The organism is Tolypothrix sp. VBCCA 56010 (genome assembly GCF_050875635.1).
Classification (GTDB): domain Bacteria; phylum Cyanobacteriota; class Cyanobacteriia; order Cyanobacteriales; family Nostocaceae; genus Hassallia.
In genome coordinates this window covers 1-20878 of the sequence record NZ_JBPAOH010000143.1, presented here as the reverse complement: position 1 = coordinate 20878, position 20878 = coordinate 1, and the positions used below count along the sequence as shown (strand labels likewise).

Genomic DNA, 20878 nt, shown 5'->3' with positions numbered 1-20878 from the left:
CGGTTATTGGTTGAGTCCAATACACTTTGTAGGGGCACGGCAATGCCGTGCCCCTACACGCGACGATAGAACTTTGTATTGCATCCAACTAAGAACGGCTATAGATAAATTCACTTTTTCACAAGCTTGAGGCATTGACAAAAGTCAAAGAAATATCAAGTTAATCAAAGGAATATTCATTGCGATCGCAATAGCAAATTTCGTAAGCTTTTGGCAAACTAGAGCTGCTCAACATGCGTTTATCTTTTCTTTCTAAATCAACTCTTAGCCTGACAGCTATAAGTTTATTTCTTAGCGTTATTTCTCAAACCAAACCAGTAGAAGCAGCTTCTTTTAAAGTAGTTGCTGACAAACTTGATAATGTACGCGGTCTGAGCTTTAGTCCTGATGGTAGTTTATATATTACAGAGGCAGGTGTAGGAGGGGATGGACGTTGCATTCCCGGACCTTCTTTGGAAGGTCTTGATTCATGTGCCGGTACAAGTGGTGCTGTCACCAGAGTTAAAGATGGCAAGCAAGAGCGTATACTTACAGGATTGCCTTCAATAGCATTAAGACCCAGCGGTGCTACGGGTGAAGGTCCTCAAGATATACAATTTGATGCCGCTGGAAATGCTTATCTTCTCATCGGATATGGTGGTAATCCAACTATCAACGATTTTCAAGGCAATTCTCCAAGCTGGGGACAGCTTTATAAAGTAGATTTCAATACAAGTTCTTTAACAAGTATTGCTGACTTGGCGAAATATGAACTTGCTAATAATGCTGATGGAGAAGCTGTGCTTGATGTTAGCGGTGAAATAGCTAGCAATCCCTATGCTTTTACAATTAAGGGCAATACTGCTTATATCGTTGATGCGGCTGCAAACAATATTTTAACTGTGGGACTTGATGGCAGTAATTTGCAGTCGTTTGTTGTGCTTCCCAAACAAACTATAACTAATCCTGTTTTCCCAACTCCGGAACCGGGACAAGTGTCACCTCCCGATGCACCACCACCCGGACAAACACCAAATGAGGTAGAAATTCAATCAGTACCAACGGGTGTTGTTTTTGGTGCTGATGGTGCTTTATATGTCAGCGAGTATACGGGTTTTCCTTTCCCGCAAGGTAAAGCGCGGATATTTCGAGTTGCAGCGAATGGTGAAACAACAGTTTACGCTGACGGTTTTACCCAACTTGGTGACTTAGCTTTTGATGCTAAGGGCAATTTGTACGCTTTACAATATGGCAATGAACCTCAGTGGAAAGGTATTTCTGATGCTTCTGTAATTAAAATTGCCCCTGATGGAACTCGGACAACTGTGCTTAGTGGTAACGGATTAGAATCGGCTACAGCGTTAACTGTTGGTTTGGATGGTGCGATTTATGTTTCAAGTAAAGGCGATCGCCCTGGTGTTGGTCAAGTTTTGCGAATTGACAACAGCGCAAAAGTCCCTGAACCAAGTTCTGCACTCTCGCTACTCGCTTTTGCTGCTTTAGGAATTGGTTCGTTATTGAAGCGCAAGCGGTAAATTTATCAGGACTTACGCACAAGTCACGGAAAAACGAACCACGAAGAGACGAAGTACACGAAGAAGTAAGAGTTACAGAGGTATTTTGCGTAAGTCATATTTCTGTTTTCCACTAACGAAAGAAGAAACAAATAAAGTCCGCCAAAGCGGACTTTAATCACATTCTTTTAACTAAATATGCGACTTTCAGCTTGTTGATTGAAGACGCGATCGACGCCGCAGAAAAGCGACTCCAATCAAGCCGATGCCAACTAGCGCCGTAGTTGTTGTTGGTTCCGGAACTTTTTGAGAAACTTTAATAGAACCACTTACCTTTGCCAAACCATTTAAGGTAATAGTTGATCCGAGATTAACTATATCATCTTCCGAGAATAATAATGTGGCTGTAGCGTTTTTGAATATGCCCTCACCACCAGTGATATACACAAGACCAGAACCTTTAGCTGTCAGGTTGTCAAAGTTAACAGCAGCGCTGGCATCACTGGTTCCAAATAACTTATTCGTGCCGTCGCCGAATTGGATGTAGCCTAATGGGTAGCCTTGTACACCAAATGCCTCTGGATTGTTATTAAAGGTGAGATTTCCTTTGCTGTCAAGCACGGAGTATGTCAGACCTTTATATAGTTCCAAACCATAAGGGGCATCATCACTTACACCTACCTCAAATACCTGGGAAATGTCACCAGCGATCGGTGTAATGTTAACTGTTGTGCGATAATCGCCTGTAAATGGATAAATGGTTTGTGTTGCTTTGGCAGCATTTGAGCAAACACCAACTAGGGTGAGGGCTAGTGGAAAAAGCCACACCTTAAGTGAATTGAATATCATTTCAAACCTTCAACCCTAAAGAATATTGAGTTTTACAAAGAGCCAAATTTTCAATTTTAATTTTGCGGCTACTCTTCCAAAAATCTCTTAATCTGAGTCAATTGTCTCAATTGTCAAAGCGTGACAATCCCTCATATTTTCCAGCTAAAAAATCAGCGCTTAACACACGCTATGACTATAAAATATACAAAGTATCAGGTATTGTCGCAATGAACAATCCTTTGATTGACTTGTCAATTTTTTATACTTCACTCTTTCGAGTCGTCTATTTCATCGCTTAAGAATGCAAAATTGGCGGATGATTTGCGATCGCCTCATTGCCTGCTTTAAGAGCCACGCTCACCTATAATTAAAAAATTCAACGCCATCGAGACAAAGGTTATGTCACCCGATCTCAAAAATGCGTTACCAAGTACTGACGAATTGCCTTGCTCAGACGATATACCTGTGGATAACGAAGACCAAAATTTTCTACCCAATGTCTTACTGTTTTTACTGAACTCAATTTGGGCTTCGCGGATGGATTGGTTCTTCGGCATCGATATGAGAGTATATCACACTACGGGGATTAATCCAAGAGTACCTGTAGTACCAGATGGATTTTTAAGTTTGGGAGTTGAACGCAAAAAAAACGGTAAATCGCGCAAAAGTTAGGCAGTTTGGGAAGAAAATCAGGTAGTTCCAATACTTACGTTAGAGATGGTATCTCATTCCCCAGGTGGTGAATATGACGAGAAGATGGCTATCTACACTCGATTGGGTGTATTGTACTATGTGATTTACAATCCGGAATTTTGGCGGCGCGACCAACATCAGCCATTTGAAGTGTATAAGTTGGTTGATGGTAACTATCAATTGCAGATAGGTGAACCTTGCTGGATGCCTGAAGTCAATTTGGGAATTGGACGATATCAAGGTGTTGTAGGTGGTATCCCCCAGGAATTATTGTCTTGGTATAATCAACGAGGCGATCGCTATTTAACCGCAGAAGAACAAGCTCAAATTGAGCGATCGCGTGCAGAACAATTAGCAGATTATTTGCGAACACTCGGCATCGATCCTGATAATCTACCTAGCAAGCAATCTTAATTAATTTTATGCGGTGGTAACGACAGCTAATCGCTGTCGTTCGGTACTTTGTTCTTGTGTGTGGTAGTTGACTTACACATCTTAACTTTAGACAAATTCCTTCAATAGATAGACCAACTTAATGATTGTCACGCACCATTAGTTAGAGGGAAAGACAACTTGAGAAAACTAAAATAAAGCCGACTTGTCGTAACATCAGGTAAACATGACAACAACCGCAGCCGATGTCCTAATTGACACGCTTCACAACTGGGGCGTTGAAGTTATCTTTGGGTTGCCAGGTGATGGCATCAACGGCATTATGGAAGCGCTACGCAATCGCCAGAAGCAAATTCGCTTTATCCAAGTGCGTCATGAAGAAGCCGCTGCATTCATGGCTTGTGCTTATGCCAAATACACAGGCAAGCTGGGCGTTTGTCTGGCAACTTCTGGTCCTGGCGGCATCCATCTTTTAAATGGTTTGTATGACGCAAAATTGGATGGTCAATCGGTTCTAGCAATTACCGGACATCACTATCACGACTTGATCAACACCCTCTCACAGCAAGATGTGGATCTTGATAAAGTGTTCATGGATGTTGCCGTTTACAATGCCCGTGTTATGGGTCCAACGCATGTTGAAAATGTTGCGAATCTAGCTTGCCGTGCTGCGCTGAGTTACCGAGGTGTGGCTCACATCAACTTCCCATTGGATTTTCAATCCCAAAGTGTTGAGCAGAAAGGTTCAATGCGTAACTTGCCCCACCACGTATCGAATGTTTCTAGCCACAGTGTTTTATTACCCAGTGATGAGGATTTGCAGCGTGCCGCTGAGGTTCTGAATGCGGGTAAGAAAATTGCAATTTTGGCAGGTCGTGGGGCATTAAAAGCCACCGATGAATTAGAACAGGTGGCGGAAACGCTGGGAGCGCCGATTGTCAAAGCTTTACTCGGTAAGGCGGCGGTTCCCGATAACAGTCCATATACAACAGGAACCATCGGCGTACTTGGTACAAAGCCATCCCAAGAAGCATTCGAGACCTGCGATACTCTTTTAATAGTGGGTAGCGCTTTTCCCTACATCGAGTACTACCCCAAACCTGGACAAGCACGAGGCGTGCAGATTGACATCGATCCATTTCGCATTGGATTACGCTATCCAGTAGAAGCGGGTTTAGTGGGAGACTGTCGGATTGCCCTGCAAAAACTGCTACCACTATTAAAGCGCAATCAAGACCGGAGTTTCTTAGAACAGGCGCAATCCGGCATGAACGAGTGGCAGCAAACGCTCGAAGAACGCGGCACCAAGCAGGATAAACCGATGAAGCCGGAGGTTGTAGCGTTTGAGTTGGGCAAGCGGTTGTCTGATACGGCGATTGTTTCTGCTGATTCAGGCACTAACACAGCGTGGTGGGCACGCCACATTTTAGTAAAGCGCGGACAGATGCATTCTGTATCAGGCACTCTAGCTTCGATGGGGTGTGGATTACCTTATGCGATCGCCGCTCAAATTGCCTATAGCGATCGCCAATGTGTCGCTTTTGTGGGTGATGGTGGTTTCTCAATGCTGATGGCAGAGTTAGTTACTTGCGTCAAATATCAACTTCCCGTTAAGGTGGTGATTGTCAAGAATGGCACATTGGGGCAAATCAAGTGGGAGCAGATGATGCATCTGGGCAATCCGGAATTTGGCTGTGAACTTGAGTCGATTGACTTTGCTGCCTTTGCGAAAGCTTGTGGTGCAACTGGTTTTACAATTGATGACCCAGCAAACTGCGGCGCGATCCTCGACTCTGCACTTGCAACACCGGGTCCAGTTGTGATTGAAGCAGTTGTCGATTCGCTAGAGCCGCTAGTTCCGCCAAAAGTCAAATCCGAAGAGGCAGCCATGCTTTCTGAAGCGCTGAAACGAGGCGAACCTAACCGTGAGCAAATTGCTGCTAATATCGTCCGCGTCTCAAACATTTCCCAGGTACGAGAATTAATTTAAAGCTTCAATTAGCAATGAGCCACTACTAAAAGGAACGTTTTATGCTCGTTGTCCATCATCTTAACAATTCGCGATCGCAGCGCGTGCTATGGCTGCTTGAAGAATTAGGTATCGAGTACGAGATCAAGCGCTACGAACGCGACACAAAGACGATGATGGCACCAGAGTCTCTGCGTCAAGTCCATCCGCTCGGCAAGTCACCAGTAATCACAGATGGAGACCTGACGATTGCTGAGTCGGGCGCTATCATCGAATATCTAGTGGATCGCTACGGCAATAATCGGCTAGTCCCAGCATCGGGTACACCGGAGCGTCTGCGCTACACTTATTGGCTGCACTACGCTGAAGGCTCTGCAATGCCACCGCTGGTGATGAGGATTATCTTCAAAAATTTTGAAACAAAAGACAGCAAGGCGATGGATGGATTCATCGCACCCCAGATTAAGCTTCACTTTGACTACATCGAAGACGAACTCGGTAAAAGTACGTGGTTCACAGGCGAGGAATTCACCGCAGCCGATATCCAAATGAGCTTTCCCCTGGAAATCCTCGCCGGAATCCCCCAAGAGGTCGAGAGCCGACCAAAGATCAAGGAATTTCTCGATCGCATTCATGCACGACCTGCTTACAAACGTGCGCTTGATCGTGGAGGCAGATATGACTTATCCTTTGATTAATTTTATGCGGTGGTAACGACAAGAAAACTTTTTTGTAGTCAGGAATGCGCGTCCTGATTGAAGAATTGAAGAGGACTAAAGTCCTCACTACCGCTTTATTTACTCCATTGCTTGAATTTGCTTGTTGGCTTCTGCTTGCGATCGCACCATTGCTTGCTTTAATGGTTGTTGTCCAAGCATGGCGCTGACAAATTGATTGTCAAAGTTGTTCATAATCACTGCCGGATATTTACCCGCCTGCCACGGTATGGCATAATTAACACCTGTAACGAATGGCGATCGCATCAAGTCTTTTTCATAACCTAAATTTTCTGCGACTGATTTGCGCGTCGGTAGTGCAAACCCGGTTGCTGTCCAATGAAGCATTCCTTGTTTGCCTGTCAGATAAGACATCAACTCCCAAGCTTCTGCTTTGTGCTTCGCTTGTTTGTTCATCACATAGGCAACTGTAAATACCATAGTGCCTTTTTTGTCATTCATTGTCGGCACTTCTGCGGTAGCAAATTCTAGCTTGGGAAAGGTTTCTGTAAGATAGGGAATTGCCCAATTACCTTCAATCACCATCGCTGCTTTACCTTGACCAAACATTTCACTACCTGAGTTTGTCCCTACATCAGATTTTTGTGCGGAGGTGCGGTCTTTTTGATACTGGTCTACGGCTAACTGCAATCCTTGTATACCCGCAACACTTGCAAAGGCAGCATAATTATTTTCTGTCACAAGTTGCCCGCCAAAGGCTTTGATTTTATAAGCTTGACGCGCTAATTCGGGAATTTCCCCAAAGCCATATTGATCGATTCTGCCGTCTCGATTGCGATCCACCGTCAACAGCTTCGAGTCGCTGCGGAGTTCATCCCAAGTTGTCGGAGGACTGCTCAAATTAGCTGCGGCGAAAGCTTGTTTATTATAAAACAGTGCCAGTGTAGAATAATCTTTAGGCAAACCATAAATATGATTTTGGTATTTGAAGCTGTCGAGTAGCGTCTGCTGAAAGTCAGCTAAGTCAAATTCTGGTTTGATGTAAGCATCAAGAGGTTCTAAGACATCCTGACTCATCAAAAAAGGAGCCTCAAACACATCCAAATAAAACACATCGGGTGCAGCTTCGCCGACAAAGCGAGTTTTAATCACATCCATGTATTGGTCATTGATGACTTCATGCTTGACTTTTATGCCTGGATGTTGTACTTCAAAGTCGTTTAAGACTTGTCTTAACAATTTTTGTTCAGCCGGATTAGCTGCCCAGCTGCTGAGTTTAACGATAACTGGTGCTGGTGCATTATGTGCCGCTAGTGGTAATTTTTGGCAAGCGATAATGGTGAAGGCAATGGCGATCGCTACTACTACTCGCAAAAATTTCCACACGTTACTTATCACTCCTTCGGTGCGTATGTTTCTTTTCACTTCTCTTATAGCTTCTCTGACTGGGGATTGATATATTGTTGAGAAATGCAAGTTAAGATAACAAGTAATTACCAGCACGGCTGAATAAAATAGACAAGTTCGCAGTCAGCGCAAAGAGCGCTCTGAAATTTGAGTACTAAAATACTCACTATGCTCTGGCAATTAATGCAGTTATACATTAGAAAGTTATAATAACCACCGAGATAGTAAATGGATTCTGTTGAGTTTGATATCGATGCTCCTTTAGTTCCAGGAATTACTAAGGTAGCAGGACAAGAAACAGCAATTTCTCCTACCGCCAAACCCAAAACACCAATTACTAAAGATGCTATTCGCACTTCGTTGCGAGCTTCAACTATAGATGGTGCTTTCGCTGCGGTTTACACAATTACCACCACCGGCATTTTGCTCAGTAACTTCCTCGTGGAGTTACATGCTAGTCCTGTGGCTATTGGGATGCTTACCTCAATCCCAATGTTGGTAAATCTAATTCAGCCAGTAGGTGCATATCTTTCAGAACGCATCACAAGCCGCTTCCGCTATTCGCTTTGGACTAATGGTCCGGCTCGCTTAGTGTGGCTAATTCTAGTACTTGGTATTGTAGCCTTCAGCTGGGGACTAGTTAATTCTCACCAACTGGTTATCTTGACGTTGGGGATTCTTCTAGTCAGTAATGTGTTTAACGGACTGGGAGGTGCATCTTGGCTAAGTTGGATGGCTCAGATAGTTCCCCGCAGATTGCGCGGGCGCTATTTTGGGTTACGCAACAGTGTAGCTAGCCTGACTAATTTAATTTGTGTAGCTTTAGCAGGTATAGCTATATCAAAGTGGTATAGTGGCGCAATCCAAGGTTATGGCGTGGTTGTGTTTGTTGGCATTCTGGCGGCAATTATCAGTTTAGGGTGTCAGTACTTTCAGGTTGATATTAATCCGCAGCAGCAAAATACTTTACCCGATCAAATAAGTGAAAACAAGGCTCTTTCAATCGAAGCGGTTGATAGCGATTTGCCGAATACCGAGAATACAGAAACAAACAGTGATTTAGCTTTATCTGGAGATTCCAGTACTGGCAAAAGCATCCTCAAGGATTTTAACTTTTTGATGTTTCTGTTGTATTTCGGCTTATGGATGTTTGCCGTTAATCTCGGCGCTCCATTTTTTAACTATTACTTGTTGGACACGCTGGATATAGATGTCAGTTGGGTGACGATTTACGGTAGCTTGCGGGCAGGGGCAACTTTAGTGATGCTTATTCTCTGGGGCAAGTTGGCAGACAAAATCGGCAATCGTCCAATCTTGCTTATCGTCGGGCTTGTGTTAGCACTTACACCGCTGCTGTGGCTGTTAGTTGGTAATAGTCCGCTTGATATTTGGGTCTGGTTGCCATTGTTACACATCCTTCTCGGCGTAACTTGGGCGGCTATTGACTTGTGTAATAACAACATCCAACTAGGAATAGCACCAGCTAGACATCAAGCAATTTATTTTGCGATCGCTGCTGCGGTGGCTGGAGTTAGTGGTGCATTAGGTACAACCATAGGCGGCTTCGTCGCTGAATTCTCTATTTATGGCGGCTTACTCGGATTATTCGCTATCTCTGTAATATTCCGGCTAGCAGCTTTCATTCCCCTCCTCTTTGTGCGAGAACCGAAACACTAATTAGGGGAATTGGGAATTGGGCATTGGGCATGGGGCATGGGGCATGGGGCATAGGGCATGGGAAAAAGATTTGACTTTATTCTCACGTTCCCATTGCCCATTAAACAATTGCCCATTGCCCAATGCCCATTTTCCATTACCCATTACCCATTATCCATTCCCCCATCTTCTTACTCAACTGCGGTAGAACTTAACGATCTAGTTTCCCACAACACCATATGAGGGGTGGTTGGTGCTGGCTGGTGTAAGGAAATCAGCTGCGCTAAAGTGTTTTTTAACTGGGTACGAGGTACGATGTCATCGACAAAGCCGTGTTTTAACAAATCTTCAGCAGTCTGAAAATCATCGGGCAGTTTTTCGCGCAAAGTTTGCTCAATCACTCGCCGACCTGCAAAACCGATCATTGCTTTTGGTTCTGCCAAAATTATATCGCCTAACATGGCAAAACTAGCAGTAACGCCGCCTGTGGTGGGATTGGTTAAAACAGGAATATACAATAGTCGTGCATCTTGATGCCGTTGTAGGGCTGCGGAGATTTTCGCCATCTGCATCAAAGAAAGCATTCCTTCTTGCATTCTTGCACCACCAGAGGTGCAGATGATAACTACAGGATATCGCCGCTGAGTCGCTTGCTCAATCAGACGGGTGAGTTTTTCACCAACCACCGAACCCATGCTACCACCCATAAATCGGAAGTCCATGACTCCAAGAGCGATGGGTAAATTATTGATTTCGCCTAAACCAGTTTTTACAGCATCGATTAAGCCAAGTTTTTCTTGAGTTTCTCGCAGGCGATCGCTATAAGGTTTGCGATCGCGAAATTGCAGAGGATCGGCAGGACGCAAATTCTCATCTATAGGTTTCCACGTATTCGCATCTATCAATTGGCGGATGCGCTCTTCGCTATCCACTCGATTATGATGTCCGCATTCAGTGCAAACCATTTGATTCGCCTTCAGGTCTTTGGCATATGTCAATACACAACACTTAGGACATTTATTCCACAACCCATCAGCAATTTCCCGCTCTTGGCGTTCAACACTGATAGAGCCTGATTTACGTCGATTTGCAAACCAATCTAACAAAGACTTTAAACCGCGTGATTCTTCGTTGTTTGCCATTTTTATCTTATGCAAGGTGTACTAAGTTCAAAACAGATCAATCCGCTTTGCGTGGTCTTTTATATTTTGCCCTTTGTGAATAAATATACAACGAATCACGATTGACAAATAACTCATGACCACTTATTCCAATTTATCTTCTAAACGCTAATCGACTTAGAGCATGTGCCTTTGGTGCCAGCTTAACGAAAATACATAAACCAATTCAAGTCTATTATTCCTTTTTTAGGGAATTTATCAGCAGTTTTGCATTTCTTTGATAGACGCGAACGCAATGGCAAAGGAGTTATAGTACCAGCCTCCAAATTAATAATTTTTGTTGCTTTCTGATTGAGAGTCAGCATCTACCTCACATTAATACTCAACCATCCCAAAATTCCTCATGTAGGTGGGGAGTAGGAAGTAGGGAGTAGGGAAAGAATTTTTTCACTTACATTTCTTCAAAAAGCCCCGCACGCGTTGATGTAGTCAATTGTTAACTGTTAAGAGGGTTATCCTAATCACCACTTGATATTACCAAAAGCTAAAAGACAGATGGCGTAATGGTGGTTACAGTCGGGGAGATGGGGGGAGGGGGAGATGGGGGGACAAGGGAGATGGGGGGACAAGGGGGATAAGGGAGACAAGGAGGACAGAGGTAAATTTTGATTTTTAACTCCTAACTCTTAACTCCTAACTCTTAACTTCCCACTTCCCACTCCCCATTCCCCATTACCCATCAAGTAACGGGGAAAAATAATCTGATGTAGCTAGATAAAATTGCTTCGCCACCAAAAAGAGCGATCGCAGCTCCTAAAGCCAGAAACGGACCAAAAGGCATCTTTTGTCCCCACTTCTTTTTTGATAATATAATTGCACTGCTACCTGCTAAGGCTCCGAGGGTACAGGCGAGAAAACCAGCTAAAAGCAAAAGCTTCCAACCTAACCAAGCTCCCATCATCGCTGCTAGTTTGGCATCACCTCCACCCATCGCTGTTTTCCCAAAAGCGATAGAACCAAATATAGCGATCGCATCAAATAACCATAAGCCTAATACAGCTCCGACTATCCCCCGCATCAAATGATGAACTAGTCCACTCCAGCTAGCTTCTGGTAAAAAACCAACAATCATTTGAAACACAATCCCCAACACTAACCCAGACTGTGTTAATTGATTGGGGAGAATCATACTATCAAAGTCGATGAGCGATAGCGCTAATAACCAACTACAAAAAGCCCAATAGCCGATTGTCAAAATTGAAACTTTAAATACAAAGAAAACTAGTATAAAAATAATGCCCGTTATCGCCTCTACCACAGGATAACGAACAGAAATCTTACTTTTACAATAACGGCAACGCCCTTTTAACCACAGCCAACCCAGCACAGGAACGTTATCGTGTGCTTTTAGCTGCCTCAAGCAATGGGGACAGCGAGAAGGAGGAAAAAGAATCGACAATTTAGCAGGTAGCCGATAAACTACAACGTTGATAAAGCTACCGATAGATGCACCCAAAGTGAAAACAATTACACTCGTCGGGACGAGTATCAATAAGTCCATATAGTTAGTGGATATTGGATAGTGGGGCATGGGGCAATGGGCATTTTGAAGAGGGGAAAAGGGTAAAGGGGAGGCAGTGCGTTGCAAAGCCAGTGCTGTGCGGAGGTCACGAACGTTGAGGCACAGCCTTTGTTGGGGTTCCCCCCGTTGTAGCACCTGCCGTGAAAGGGAAAAGGGGAAAGAATTATTACCAATGCCCACTTGGACGATGCCCGCTTGCCCCATGCCCCATGCCCCATGCCCCATGCCCCATGCCGCACTATCCACTATCCACTATCCACTATCCACTAACTAATACATATACGATTCAATCTGATTTAAAGGCACAAAACATTCTTGCGGTAAAAGGACTGGTTGAGTAGTAAAAATTACTTTGCCACGAAGAGTAACTCGATTAATTGCTACTCCTGAAGCATGTCCAACTATTTCCGGGTGTACCTCGCAGTAAGTGTAGTAAATTTGTCCAGCCGATCTGATCACTGAGGGATCGATTAAGGGTGGCTGGTTTTGTGAATTGCTAAAATTCGCTTGCCCTTGTCGTAAAGCGTACACTAGTTATTTTGTTTGCTTTCTAAGTTTGTATCTAGTCTATATGAAACTTTGAAAAAACAGTTGCCAAATTGTCCAACTTTGAGGAGAGTGGGGGACAAGGGAGACAAGGGAGACAAGGGGGACAAGGGGACAGGGGGCAGGGGGACAATTTCTTTCTATTACCTATTCCCAATTCCCAATGCCCAATGCCCAATGCCCAATGCCCCATGCCCAATGCCCAATGCCCAATGCCCAATTACCCATTCCCTAATTCCAATGCTTGAATGAGTGTCTCACCCATAGAGCGACAACCTAAAAGATTCATTCCGGGAGACATTATATCTCCAGTGCGATCGCCTTTTTCTAAAACTTGCGATACTGCTTTTTCGATTTTGTCTGCCGCTGCACTTTGATTTAAGCCGTAGCGTAACATCATTGCTGCACTCAAAACCTGCGCTAAGGGATTTGCTTTATCTTGTCCTGCGATATCTGGGGCTGAACCGTGGACGGGTTCAAACACTCCAGGACCTTTATCGCCTAAACTCGCAGATGGTAACATACCGATACTACCAGTTAACATCGCCGCTGCATCCGAGAGAATATCGCCGAATAAGTTGCCCGTAACGATAGTATCAAACTGCTTGGGAGCGCGAACTAATTGCATCGCGGCTGCATCGACATACATGTGAGATAGTTCAATGTCGGGATATTCTTGAGAAAGAGAAGTAATGCGATCGCGCCATAATTGCGATACTTCTAATACATTCGACTTATCCACCGAACATAGTTTACCCCCACGTTTTCGCGCTGCTTCAAAAGCCACTCTGCCGATGCGTTCAATTTCCGATTCGCTGTAAACCATCGTATTTATACCGCGCTTCTCACCAGTTTCTGTTTCAAAAATTCCCTTCGGTTTACCAAAGTAAATTCCGCCTGTGAGTTCGCGCACCACCATAATATCCACGCCTTCGACAACTTCTTTTTTCAACGTAGAAGCGTCAATTAACTGCGGTATAATCTTCGCAGGGCGCAAATTGGCAAAAAGCCCCAAACCCGCACGCAGTCCGAGTAAACCGGCTTCTGGGCGCAAATGAGAAGGCAAAGAATCCCACTTATAACCACCAACAGCGGCGAGTAAGACAGCATCACTATTGCGACACATTTCTAAGGTATCAGCTGGCAGAGGTTCGCCTGTAGCCTCAATTGCTGCACCACCCATCAGGGCTTGTTGAAATTCAAACTGTAAATCAAATTGCTTACCGACGACTTTTAGCACGTCTACCGCAACGTTGATGATTTCGGGTCCAATGCCATCGCCGGGAAGTAAAGTAATGCGGTAGTTCTGAGTCATAGTTGGTTTTTACTGGGTAGATGTGCGATCGTAAGCGCAGATTAAATATCATACCTAGCAAAATGTCCCAATGGAGTTTTTAATTTATTTAGATGTATGTTGCTTGAATCGTCCTTTCGATGACCAGACACAAGAACGCATTCGTTTGGAAGCTGAGGCTGTAATGCTGATTTTAAATCGTTGTCAAAACAGTCAATGGCATTTACTAGGTAGCGAAGCCATTGATGTTGAACTCAGACGCACCCCAGATAAAGAGAGAAAACGGCAAATGTCGGGATGGGCTGCTTTAGCCATAACTAAAATTAGCGTCACCGAACTAATCAAGTCTCGTACTATTGAACTCACAAATCTAGGATTTAAAGCCTTTGATGCATCCCATATTGCTTGTGCAGAAGTTGCAAATGCTGATGTCTTTTTAACAACTGATGACAGGATGTTGCGTTTAGCAGCAAGACATAGTGGGATGCTACAAGTAAGAGTAGAGAACCCGTTGCGCTGGGTACTGGAGGTAATAAATGATAGACGTTAGCAAACTGACTCAAGCCCAGATCAGGCAACTGGGAATAGAAGCACTGACTAAAGCGCTTGGTCCTATTGGCATGGCGCGATTTATGCAGCAATTTGAGATGGGCAGTGGGGACTATACGCAAGATAGGGATCAAATCTTGGGAGATCCCACTGTTGAGGAAATCTTTGCCGAGATTGAACAGATGCGGCAGGAACAGCAGAAAAAGGCTTGAAAAGAATCAGGTAGAGAAATATTGATACTTGTCATTGATTTTAGTTGTTTGGTTTCTCTACAATAATTATGGCAAGCTTTGCCATTTACAGTCATGAGTGTTAAATAGTGCGTAGACACAAATTGAGTGTTAGTGACTAATGTTGCAAGGTAGACCGCTCCCATAAGTTCGGGAGGCGCTCCCATAAGTTCGGGAGGCGCTCCCATAAGTTCGGGAGGCGCTCCCATAAGTTCGGGAGGCGCTCCCGTTACGAGCAAGACCGCTCCCGTTACGAGCAAGACCGCTCCCGTTACGAGCAAGACCGCTCCCGTTACGAGCAAGACCGCTCCCGTTACGAGCAAGACCGCTTTCGTTACGAGTTAGACCGCTCCCGTTACGAGCAAGACCGCTCCCGTTACGAGTTAGACCGCTACACTTGCAATATTAATAACTACAGCTTAAGTATGGTTACACCAACTTCAACATTGCTGATGATAACTTAAGCATTCAAAGGTAAGGACGCACAGTTATGCTCTTATACTGCGTGTTGCATCCAAAATTTTTGTATTTTCTTTATTTTGCCAAAAGCCGGAATATTACACAGCAAAGTTGTATACAATCTCAGCAATAACCTGATAATGACCCAGTTATGCCGCCAAACTACTCCGGTCAAAATCTCCGAGGTCGCTCTTTTAAAGGTCAAAACCTGACTGGGGCAAACTTTAGCAAGGCAGATATTAGAGGGGCAAATTTTAGCAACGCTATTCTCAAAGGTGCTGACTTCACAGGTGCTAAGGCTGGACTACAGAAACGTTGGGTGATTGGGTTGCTCATAGTCTCATGCCTACTGTCGGCAATATCAGGGTTTTTATCAATTTTCATTGGTGTATTAGTAGCATTTATTTTCGACTTTCAAAACACTAAAAACTTCGTTACAGGGATAGTCTTCCTGGTTATGGTGGCAGTCTTTTTTATTGTCACTAGCCGCAAAGGTTTAACAACTGATTTAGCAGCCTTCGCCTTCGCCTTCGCCTTCGTCTTCGTCTTCGCCAAAGTTTTCGCCGTAGCCGGAGCCTTCGCCTTCGCCGTATCCGTATCTGGAGCCTTCGCCTTCGCCTTCGCCGGAGCCAGAGCCGTAGCCGGAGCCGTATCCGTAGCCGTAGCCGGAGCCGTAGCCGGAGCCGTAGCCGGAGCCAGAGTCGGAGCCGTAGCCGGAGACTTCGCCAGAGTTTTCGCTTTCGCCGGAGCCTTCGTTTTCGCTGTATCCGGAGTTTTCCTAGTTTTTAGCGCTTACATTGGCTGGCGTAGTTTAGCAGGAGATGAAAAAGATGCTTGGGTTCGCTCATTCGCTCTTGCCTTTGCTGCTACAGGTGGAACCAGCTTTCGCAATGCTGATTTAACCGATGTTGATTTTACTGGCGCAAGCCTGAAAAACACAGATTTCAGAAAGGCAAACTTGACACGCACACGTTTTTATGAAGCGAAAAAACTTGACTTTGCCAGAGTAGACGATACGATATTAACTAAATTAGCTGTTCTAAAATTACTCGTCACTGGCAATGGTCGAGGAAAATCTTATGCTGATGCTAACCTGAAAGGCGCTAACCTCATAGGCGCAGATTTGAAAGAAGCTAATCTTAAAAATGCTGATATTAGTGAAGCCACCTTCCAAGGAGCTTGTTTAGAGTGGGTAAATCTAACTTTAACTCAAGCTGTTAACACTAATTTTACCAGCGCTAAAATGACCGGCGCTTGTGTGGAAGCGTGGAATATTGAAAGCACAACTAAGTTAGATAATGTCGATTGCCGCTTTGTCTATCTTCTAGAATATCCCAAGCCAGAAACCGATGACAGAGAACGCCGTCCGAGTAGTGGCGATTTTCAACCAGGAGAATTTACCAAACTATTTGAAGAGGTTTTAAATACAGTTGATTTAATATTCCGCAACGGCATAGACTGGAAAGCTTTTGTTAATGCCTTTCAAAATGTGCAAAATCAAAATGAAGACACAGAATTAGCCTTACAGAGTATTGAAAATAAAGGTGATGGCGTAGTAGTCGTTAAGGTTGGTGTGCCTGATGGTGCTGATAAACAAAAGATTCATAGTGATTTTACGCAAAATTATCAACTTGCACTGCAAGCCGTAGAAGAAAAATATAAAGCACAATTACAAGCTAAAGATGAGCAGATAATTATCTACTGTCAACAAAGCGGAGATATGAAAGAGATTATTAGTTTGTTAGCGAGTAAGCCTATAAATGTTTATAATAACCAAGAAAATCAAAATATGACTAACAGCAATGATGCCAGCCGCAAAATTAATATTGGCAGTGTCGGCGGAGATTTTAATGCTAGCGGACAAGCTTTGAATTTAGGTGAAATCAGCGGTACGGTGACAAACACCATCAACGAGTTACCAAAATCTGATGAACCAGAGAAACCGGGAATTAAGGAATTATTGACGCAATTGCAAACAGCAATTGAAGCTGATACGAATTTAGGTGAGGAAGATAAAGCCGAGGCTTTAGAACAAGTGAAGGCTTTAGCAGAAGCGGGGAAAAATCCCCAAGAAGGGGCGATGCAAAAAGCGGCGAAAACGGCTATGAAGATTTTAAAAGGGACAATTTCTGGCTTACCCAGCGCGGCAACATTGGTTGAAGAGTGTGGTAAATTGTTGCCGCTGATTTCCGGTTTTCTAGGGTTAGGGTAGCCCTGAGGCGTATTTTTGCTTTTGCCCGACACCCTAAAGGGTGCGGCTATACGAACAAAGTCCGCCTGCGCGGACTTAAAATGAAAAAGCCTACGCAGGTAGGCTTTGTTCGTGTAGTCCCAGGCTTCTAGCCTGAGGGAGGCTATAAAACCATTACGGACGAGGGGCGTTGAAGGCATCCCAGGCGGCTTTGGCAGCATCACTGAAGCGATCGCCTAACTGCGACACTTCCTTCCAAAACATCTGCCAGTTTTTGTCAGCTTCTTCTTGAATTGTCGCCCAAGAACGCTCAATGCGATCGCGCTCAATTACTCTTTCACCTTCCACCGCTTCTCTTGCCCGACGTATCGCATTTAAATACGTCTCGCGGGTGAGAGTACCTGCTGATTCTGCTTCAGCTTGAGCGCGTCTTTTCAACGCTTCAATTAACTCTTTAGTTTCGTGTTTCAAATCATCCGTTTCGCCAGCCATTTCTCTTTCCACCATTTCATTGGTTTGCGGGCTGACTTCAACAATTACTTCAATATTCTTGTTTGCATCCGACATGATTATATCTCCTTTTTGGGTAATAGATAATGGGTAATCGGTAATCGGTAATAGGTAATGGGTAATAGGTAATGGAAAAAGCTTTTTATTCCTTTCCCCCTTGTCCCCTTGTCCCCCTGTCCCCCTTGTCCCCTTGTCTCCTTGTCCCCTTGTCCCCCTCTCATCACACTCTTTGCAACCTGGGCAATTCTTGCTCTAATTTCAACAATGCTTCAACACGCGCTTCGGTGGAGGGGTGACTTGAAAACAAGCTGCTGAGGAATTGTCCAGAGAAAGCATTTGTAATTAACAATGGTTCAAATGCGGGATTTCCTGCCATTGGTATTTGTCGTGCTGTCGCTTCTAAGCGTTGCAGCGCACGAGCTAAAGCGCGGGGATTGCCTGTTAATCTAGCAGAACCAGCATCGGCGGAGAACTCTCGCGTGCGCGATATTGCTAGCTGAATCACGCTAGCTGCTAACGGTGCGAGAAATATTGTAAACAACAATCCTAAAGGATTTGCGCCTCTATTTTCATCTCGCGATCCCGATCCGCCAAACCATAAACTGTAGCTCAACATCTGGGATAAGAAGGAAATCGCACCCGCAATTGTAGCTGCAACCGCTTGGGTTAAGGTGTCACGATTCGCAACGTGTGTAAGTTCGTGGGCAATAACGGCTTCGAGTTCATCCTCTGGCAATAAGTTTAAAATGCCTTCAGTGACGGCTACCGCAGCATGTTCTGGATCTCGTCCTGTTGCGAAAGCGTTAGCCGCTGCACCAGGAACAATGTAAATGCTGGGCATGGGAAGATTGGCGCGATCGCTCAATCTCTGCACCATTTGATATAATTCTGGCGCTTGCTGCGGTGATACTGGCTGGGCGCGATAAGCTGCTAAAGCAATCTTATCTGATTGATACCAGGAAAATAAATTTGTGACTGCTGCTATAACAATCCCGACTATTACGCCACTAGTACCGCCAATTATCCAGTAACTAATCGCAATTAAAAGACCACTTAAGGCAGCTAGTAAAGCTGCGGTTTTCAATTGATTTCTCATATTTCTGCTTCCTTGAAGTCTGCTGTATTGATTTTTCAACTTTATCTAGACAACAGCATCACTTAAGTCGTAGCTTGATTGTATCCACCTCAACTCAGATTTATGGTGCAGAAAACCTATCACAAAAGTACGGTTTTCCTACTTCTGGAAAACAAATCATCATCTAAATTGACTTAATACTTTATCTAAGACCTCAATAAGTGAAAACAGCATCTATCTGGAGAATTAAATTTTAAAATATGATGATTTGATGAGAAACTAAAAATGATACAACAAGCGGAAATTCGCAATTGCATCGCCATTAGTTTAGGAGCGATCGCTGGTGCTTTAAGTCGATATTATCTAACTTTATGGTTTAGCGATCGCTTTGGAGTCAGTTTTCCCTATGGAACCTTTTTTATCAATATCAGCGGTTGTTTGGCGATGGGATTCTTCGCCACTTTCGCCTTAAATCATGTGACAATCATCTCTACCGAAGTGCGTTTGTTAGTTGCAACCGGATTTTTAGGTGCTTACACAACTTTCTCCACCTACGGTTTGGATACAGTTGCTTTATTGCGTAATAACATCTTCACAGCAACATTTTATTGGGCTGGCAGTGCAATACTGGGGATTATCTGCGTTCAGTTAGGCGTGATTTTAGCGAGATTGTGGAGGTAGCCAGCAAAGACAAGGAGACAAGGAGACAAGGAGACAAGGAGACAAGGAGACAAGGGAGACAAGGAGGAAAGGGGAAAGGCAAAAGGAATAAAAAGCTTTTTCCATTACCCATTACCCATTACCTATTCCACAAGGATCGCTCAGTTGGGATGAGTTTGGTGAAATGCAGTGGGAGGAAATTGAAGCGGGAGCACAGAAGCAAATCAACCAGGATTTAAAGTTGTTCGTAAGTTGTTAAGCGATAAGAGGTTTGACAAATGAAAAGTAATGGATTTGGCAAACTAGTTGCCTTTTTAAATCAGTTGGAACAAGAGCAAATCAATTACACTTTAGCCCATCATCGAGATGAAACCATTATGGTGAATGTGGCAGTTGCTGGGCAACGATGGGAAGTTGAATTTTTTGAGGATGGTTCAGTAGAGGTAGAACGATTTGTTAGTAGTGGGGAAATTGATGGAGAAGAAGTTTTGAGTGAGTTATTCGCTATGTATTCCTCAGAGAGTCATTCAGCAGAATTCACCCAAAACACTAACTTGGCAAGTACAACTTGATTGCGTGCGATCGTGCAGGACTTTTGTCAGATATCATGAGTTGTGAAAATCACTACACCAAAGATTTCTATTATCATTCCGGTTCTGAATGAAGCGGAAAATATCACACAAGCGATCGCTTCTACTCAACCGAGTACAAATATAGAAGTCATTGTTGTCGATGGCGGCTCACAAGATGACACTTATAAGATTGCTGATGATTTAAATGTCACAATTATATCCTCTATTCCCGGTCGGGCAGTGCAAATGAACAAAGGCGCAATTTTTGCAAAAGGGGATATTCTGCTATTTCTTCATGCGGATACACAGTTGCCGAGGGGATTTGATGTCATGATTCGCACAGCACTAGAAGAAACTGGCACAGTAGCTGGTGCTTTTGCCTTGCGAATCGATGCAGAAGTAGCAAGTCTGCGGTTGGTGGAATGGGGAGTGAATATGCGATCGCGTTTTTTACAAATGCCTTATGGGGATCAAGCAATTTTTTTAACCAAAGAGACATTTAACAAAATAGGCAATTTTCCGGAATTGCCCTTCATGGAAGACTTTGAAATCATGCGTCGTTTAAAACGCATCGGACGCATTACTATAATCCCCGTGCCAGTTATTACCTCAGCACGTCGATGGTTGCAAAAAGGAATTTGCAAAACCACCCTAATTAATCAAATCGTAATTATTGCTTATCTACTAGGTGTACCACCGCAACGACTTGTTAGCTGGTATCGGCAGAAAAAATTTAGGAAGATTTAAGCTACTTCTCATTTAACTAGCATATCTTGGTGATAAATAGTAATTGGAGATAATGAATTATTAAATGCAAAGTAGACTTTTGAGCCTTTGAGGTTCAAAGTTGACCCTCAGAAGCTCAACGTTCACCCTCAGAAGCTCAAAGTTCACCCTCAGAAGCTCAAAGTTCACCCTCAGAAGCTCAACGTTCACCCTCAGAAGCTCAAAGTTCACCCTCAGAAGCTCA

Annotated in this window: 23 protein-coding genes and 1 pseudogene; 14 read left to right on the top strand and 10 right to left on the bottom strand. The window is 44.0% G+C overall.

The genetic code is table 11. From position 1 onward, the window contains the following. The first annotated feature begins 233 nt into the window (after positions 1-233). On the top strand, positions 234-1514 hold the full coding sequence (locus tag AABK37_RS32695) for a ScyD/ScyE family protein (protein ID WP_432555640.1): 1281 nt from the start codon (positions 234-236) through the stop codon (positions 1512-1514). Between the two features lie 186 nt (positions 1515-1700). Here AABK37_RS32695 and AABK37_RS32690 read toward each other — a convergent pair whose 3' ends face one another. Continuing rightward, entirely contained in the window at positions 1701-2342 is a 642-nt protein-coding gene (locus AABK37_RS32690) for a PEP-CTERM sorting domain-containing protein (protein WP_432555639.1), read from the bottom strand. Between the two features lie 381 nt (positions 2343-2723). Between AABK37_RS32690 and AABK37_RS32685 the strand changes: the two are divergent. The 3 genes and pseudogenes from AABK37_RS32685 (at position 2724) to AABK37_RS32675 (ending at position 6077) form a co-directional block, all read left to right on the top strand. After that, positions 2724-3431: pseudogene (locus AABK37_RS32685) on the top strand (Uma2 family endonuclease). Positions 3432-3636: 205 nt separating this feature from the next. Further along, the gene (locus AABK37_RS32680) at positions 3637-5400 is read left to right on the top strand and encodes a thiamine pyrophosphate-dependent enzyme (protein WP_432555638.1); all 1764 of its coding nucleotides are present in this window, start codon (positions 3637-3639) and stop codon (positions 5398-5400) included. 41 nt (positions 5401-5441) lie between these two features. Next, positions 5442-6077, top strand: coding sequence for a glutathione S-transferase family protein (locus AABK37_RS32675; protein ID WP_432555637.1), 636 nt, complete (start codon positions 5442-5444; stop codon positions 6075-6077). A gap of 99 nt (positions 6078-6176) precedes the next feature. On the opposite strand, the gene AABK37_RS32670 is transcribed toward AABK37_RS32675, so the two are convergent. Continuing rightward, positions 6177-7412 carry an ABC transporter substrate-binding protein gene (locus AABK37_RS32670; protein WP_432555642.1) on the bottom strand — a complete coding sequence of 412 codons (1236 nt, stop codon included), beginning with the start codon at positions 7410-7412 and terminating at the stop codon, positions 6177-6179. Between the two features lie 279 nt (positions 7413-7691). Here AABK37_RS32670 and AABK37_RS32665 point away from each other — a divergent pair, with 279 nt between their 5' ends. Continuing rightward, a complete protein-coding gene (locus AABK37_RS32665) occupies positions 7692-9140 on the top strand; it encodes an MFS transporter (RefSeq protein ID WP_432555636.1) in 1449 nt (482 codons plus the stop codon). Here the strand turns inward: AABK37_RS32665 and AABK37_RS32660 are convergent, their stop codons facing one another. From AABK37_RS32660 to AABK37_RS32650, 3 genes are all read right to left on the bottom strand, one after another. Then, the gene (locus tag AABK37_RS32660) at positions 9141-9284 is read right to left on the bottom strand and encodes a hypothetical protein (RefSeq protein WP_432555635.1); all 144 of its coding nucleotides are present in this window, start codon (positions 9282-9284) and stop codon (positions 9141-9143) included. 26 nt (positions 9285-9310) lie between these two features. Then, the gene (accD, locus tag AABK37_RS32655; protein WP_432555634.1) at positions 9311-10261 is read right to left on the bottom strand and encodes an acetyl-CoA carboxylase, carboxyltransferase subunit beta; all 951 of its coding nucleotides are present in this window, start codon (positions 10259-10261) and stop codon (positions 9311-9313) included. Between the two features lie 718 nt (positions 10262-10979). Further along, positions 10980-11801: a prepilin peptidase gene (locus AABK37_RS32650; protein ID WP_432555641.1), complete on the bottom strand. Its 822-nt coding sequence runs from the start codon at positions 11799-11801 to the stop codon at positions 10980-10982. Between the two features lie 161 nt (positions 11802-11962). Between AABK37_RS32650 and AABK37_RS32645 the strand changes: the two genes are divergently transcribed. Further along, positions 11963-12163 carry a hypothetical protein gene (locus AABK37_RS32645; protein ID WP_432555643.1) on the top strand — a complete coding sequence of 67 codons (201 nt, stop codon included), beginning with the start codon at positions 11963-11965 and terminating at the stop codon, positions 12161-12163. Here AABK37_RS32645 and AABK37_RS32640 read toward each other — a convergent pair. Continuing rightward, entirely contained in the window at positions 12093-12353 is a 261-nt protein-coding gene (locus tag AABK37_RS32640; RefSeq protein WP_432555633.1) for a hypothetical protein, read from the bottom strand. The two genes, AABK37_RS32645 and AABK37_RS32640, sit on opposite strands and share 71 nt — an antisense overlap. Before the next feature lie 60 nt (positions 12354-12413). Between AABK37_RS32640 and AABK37_RS32635 the strand changes: the two genes are divergently transcribed. Beyond that, entirely contained in the window at positions 12414-12620 is a 207-nt protein-coding gene (locus tag AABK37_RS32635; protein ID WP_432555632.1) for a hypothetical protein, read from the top strand. Here the strand turns inward: AABK37_RS32635 and leuB are convergent. Then, positions 12589-13683 carry a 3-isopropylmalate dehydrogenase gene (gene leuB / locus AABK37_RS32630; RefSeq protein WP_432555631.1) on the bottom strand — a complete coding sequence of 365 codons (1095 nt, stop codon included), beginning with the start codon at positions 13681-13683 and terminating at the stop codon, positions 12589-12591. The two genes, AABK37_RS32635 and leuB, sit on opposite strands and share 32 nt — an antisense overlap. A gap of 70 nt (positions 13684-13753) precedes the next feature. On the opposite strand from leuB, the gene AABK37_RS32625 reads away from it, so the two are divergent. From AABK37_RS32625 to AABK37_RS32615, 3 genes are all read left to right on the top strand, one after another. Continuing rightward, positions 13754-14212, top strand: coding sequence for a PIN domain-containing protein (locus tag AABK37_RS32625; protein ID WP_432555630.1), 459 nt, complete (start codon positions 13754-13756; stop codon positions 14210-14212). Then, complete coding sequence (locus tag AABK37_RS32620) at positions 14199-14423, top strand: hypothetical protein (protein WP_432555629.1); 225 nt, start codon at positions 14199-14201, stop codon at positions 14421-14423. The genes AABK37_RS32625 and AABK37_RS32620 overlap by 14 nt, the downstream gene beginning before the upstream one ends. 628 nt (positions 14424-15051) lie before the next feature. Continuing rightward, positions 15052-17112, top strand: coding sequence for a pentapeptide repeat-containing protein (locus AABK37_RS32615; protein WP_432555628.1), 2061 nt, complete (start codon positions 15052-15054; stop codon positions 17110-17112). A 153-nt stretch (positions 17113-17265) separates the two neighbouring features. On the opposite strand, the gene AABK37_RS32610 is transcribed toward AABK37_RS32615, so the two are convergent. From AABK37_RS32610 to AABK37_RS32600, 3 genes are read right to left on the bottom strand one after another with little or no spacing between them, the layout of a single operon-like run. Further along, entirely contained in the window at positions 17266-17658 is a 393-nt protein-coding gene (locus AABK37_RS32610) for a hypothetical protein (protein ID WP_432555627.1), read from the bottom strand. Positions 17659-17660: 2 nt separating this feature from the next. After that, positions 17661-17825, bottom strand: coding sequence for a hypothetical protein (locus AABK37_RS32605; RefSeq protein ID WP_432555626.1), 165 nt, complete (start codon positions 17823-17825; stop codon positions 17661-17663). Next, positions 17822-18697, bottom strand: a complete 876-nt coding sequence (locus AABK37_RS32600) for a zinc metalloprotease HtpX (protein WP_432555625.1) — start codon at positions 18695-18697, stop codon at positions 17822-17824. The genes AABK37_RS32605 and AABK37_RS32600 overlap by 4 nt, the downstream gene beginning before the upstream one ends. A 264-nt stretch (positions 18698-18961) precedes the next feature. On the opposite strand from AABK37_RS32600, the gene crcB reads away from it, so the two are divergent. From crcB to AABK37_RS32580, 4 genes are read left to right on the top strand one after another with little or no spacing between them, the layout of a single operon-like run. Next, a complete protein-coding gene (gene crcB / locus AABK37_RS32595; protein WP_432555624.1) occupies positions 18962-19357 on the top strand; it encodes a fluoride efflux transporter CrcB in 396 nt (131 codons plus the stop codon). Continuing rightward, positions 19348-19575 carry a hypothetical protein gene (locus AABK37_RS32590; protein ID WP_432555623.1) on the top strand — a complete coding sequence of 76 codons (228 nt, stop codon included), beginning with the start codon at positions 19348-19350 and terminating at the stop codon, positions 19573-19575. Before crcB ends, AABK37_RS32590 begins: the two co-directional genes overlap by 10 nt. Before the next feature lie 39 nt (positions 19576-19614). Beyond that, positions 19615-19908, top strand: a complete 294-nt coding sequence (locus AABK37_RS32585) for a hypothetical protein (protein ID WP_432555622.1) — start codon at positions 19615-19617, stop codon at positions 19906-19908. A 42-nt stretch (positions 19909-19950) separates the two neighbouring features. Further along, on the top strand, positions 19951-20655 hold the full coding sequence (locus AABK37_RS32580; protein ID WP_432555621.1) for a TIGR04283 family arsenosugar biosynthesis glycosyltransferase: 705 nt from the start codon (positions 19951-19953) through the stop codon (positions 20653-20655). The last annotated feature ends 223 nt before the right edge of the window (positions 20656-20878 follow it).

Bases quoted from the DNA above. Each gene is read 5' to 3' on its own strand.
- AABK37_RS32650 (WP_432555641.1), bottom strand. From the start codon at position 11,801: ATGGACTTATTGATACTCGTCCCGACGAGTGTAATTGTTTTCACTTTG.
- AABK37_RS32615 (WP_432555628.1), top strand. From the start codon at position 15,052: ATGCCGCCAAACTACTCCGGTCAAAATCTCCGAGGTCGCTCTTTTAAA.
- AABK37_RS32625 (WP_432555630.1), top strand. From the start codon at position 13,754: ATGGAGTTTTTAATTTATTTAGATGTATGTTGCTTGAATCGTCCTTTC.
- AABK37_RS32600 (WP_432555625.1), bottom strand. From the start codon at position 18,697: ATGAGAAATCAATTGAAAACCGCAGCTTTACTAGCTGCCTTAAGTGGT.
- leuB (WP_432555631.1), bottom strand. From the start codon at position 13,683: ATGACTCAGAACTACCGCATTACTTTACTTCCCGGCGATGGCATTGGA.
- AABK37_RS32675 (WP_432555637.1), top strand. From the start codon at position 5,442: ATGCTCGTTGTCCATCATCTTAACAATTCGCGATCGCAGCGCGTGCTA.
- AABK37_RS32695 (WP_432555640.1), top strand. From the start codon at position 234: ATGCGTTTATCTTTTCTTTCTAAATCAACTCTTAGCCTGACAGCTATA.
- AABK37_RS32680 (WP_432555638.1), top strand. From the start codon at position 3,637: ATGACAACAACCGCAGCCGATGTCCTAATTGACACGCTTCACAACTGG.
- AABK37_RS32610 (WP_432555627.1), bottom strand. From the start codon at position 17,658: ATGTCGGATGCAAACAAGAATATTGAAGTAATTGTTGAAGTCAGCCCG.
- AABK37_RS32690 (WP_432555639.1), bottom strand. From the start codon at position 2,342: ATGATATTCAATTCACTTAAGGTGTGGCTTTTTCCACTAGCCCTCACC.
- accD (WP_432555634.1), bottom strand. From the start codon at position 10,261: ATGGCAAACAACGAAGAATCACGCGGTTTAAAGTCTTTGTTAGATTGG.
- crcB (WP_432555624.1), top strand. From the start codon at position 18,962: ATGATACAACAAGCGGAAATTCGCAATTGCATCGCCATTAGTTTAGGA.
- AABK37_RS32660 (WP_432555635.1), bottom strand. From the start codon at position 9,284: ATGGGTAATGGAAAATGGGCATTGGGCAATGGGCAATTGTTTAATGGG.
- AABK37_RS32665 (WP_432555636.1), top strand. From the start codon at position 7,692: ATGGATTCTGTTGAGTTTGATATCGATGCTCCTTTAGTTCCAGGAATT.
- AABK37_RS32620 (WP_432555629.1), top strand. From the start codon at position 14,199: ATGATAGACGTTAGCAAACTGACTCAAGCCCAGATCAGGCAACTGGGA.
- AABK37_RS32585 (WP_432555622.1), top strand. From the start codon at position 19,615: ATGAAAAGTAATGGATTTGGCAAACTAGTTGCCTTTTTAAATCAGTTG.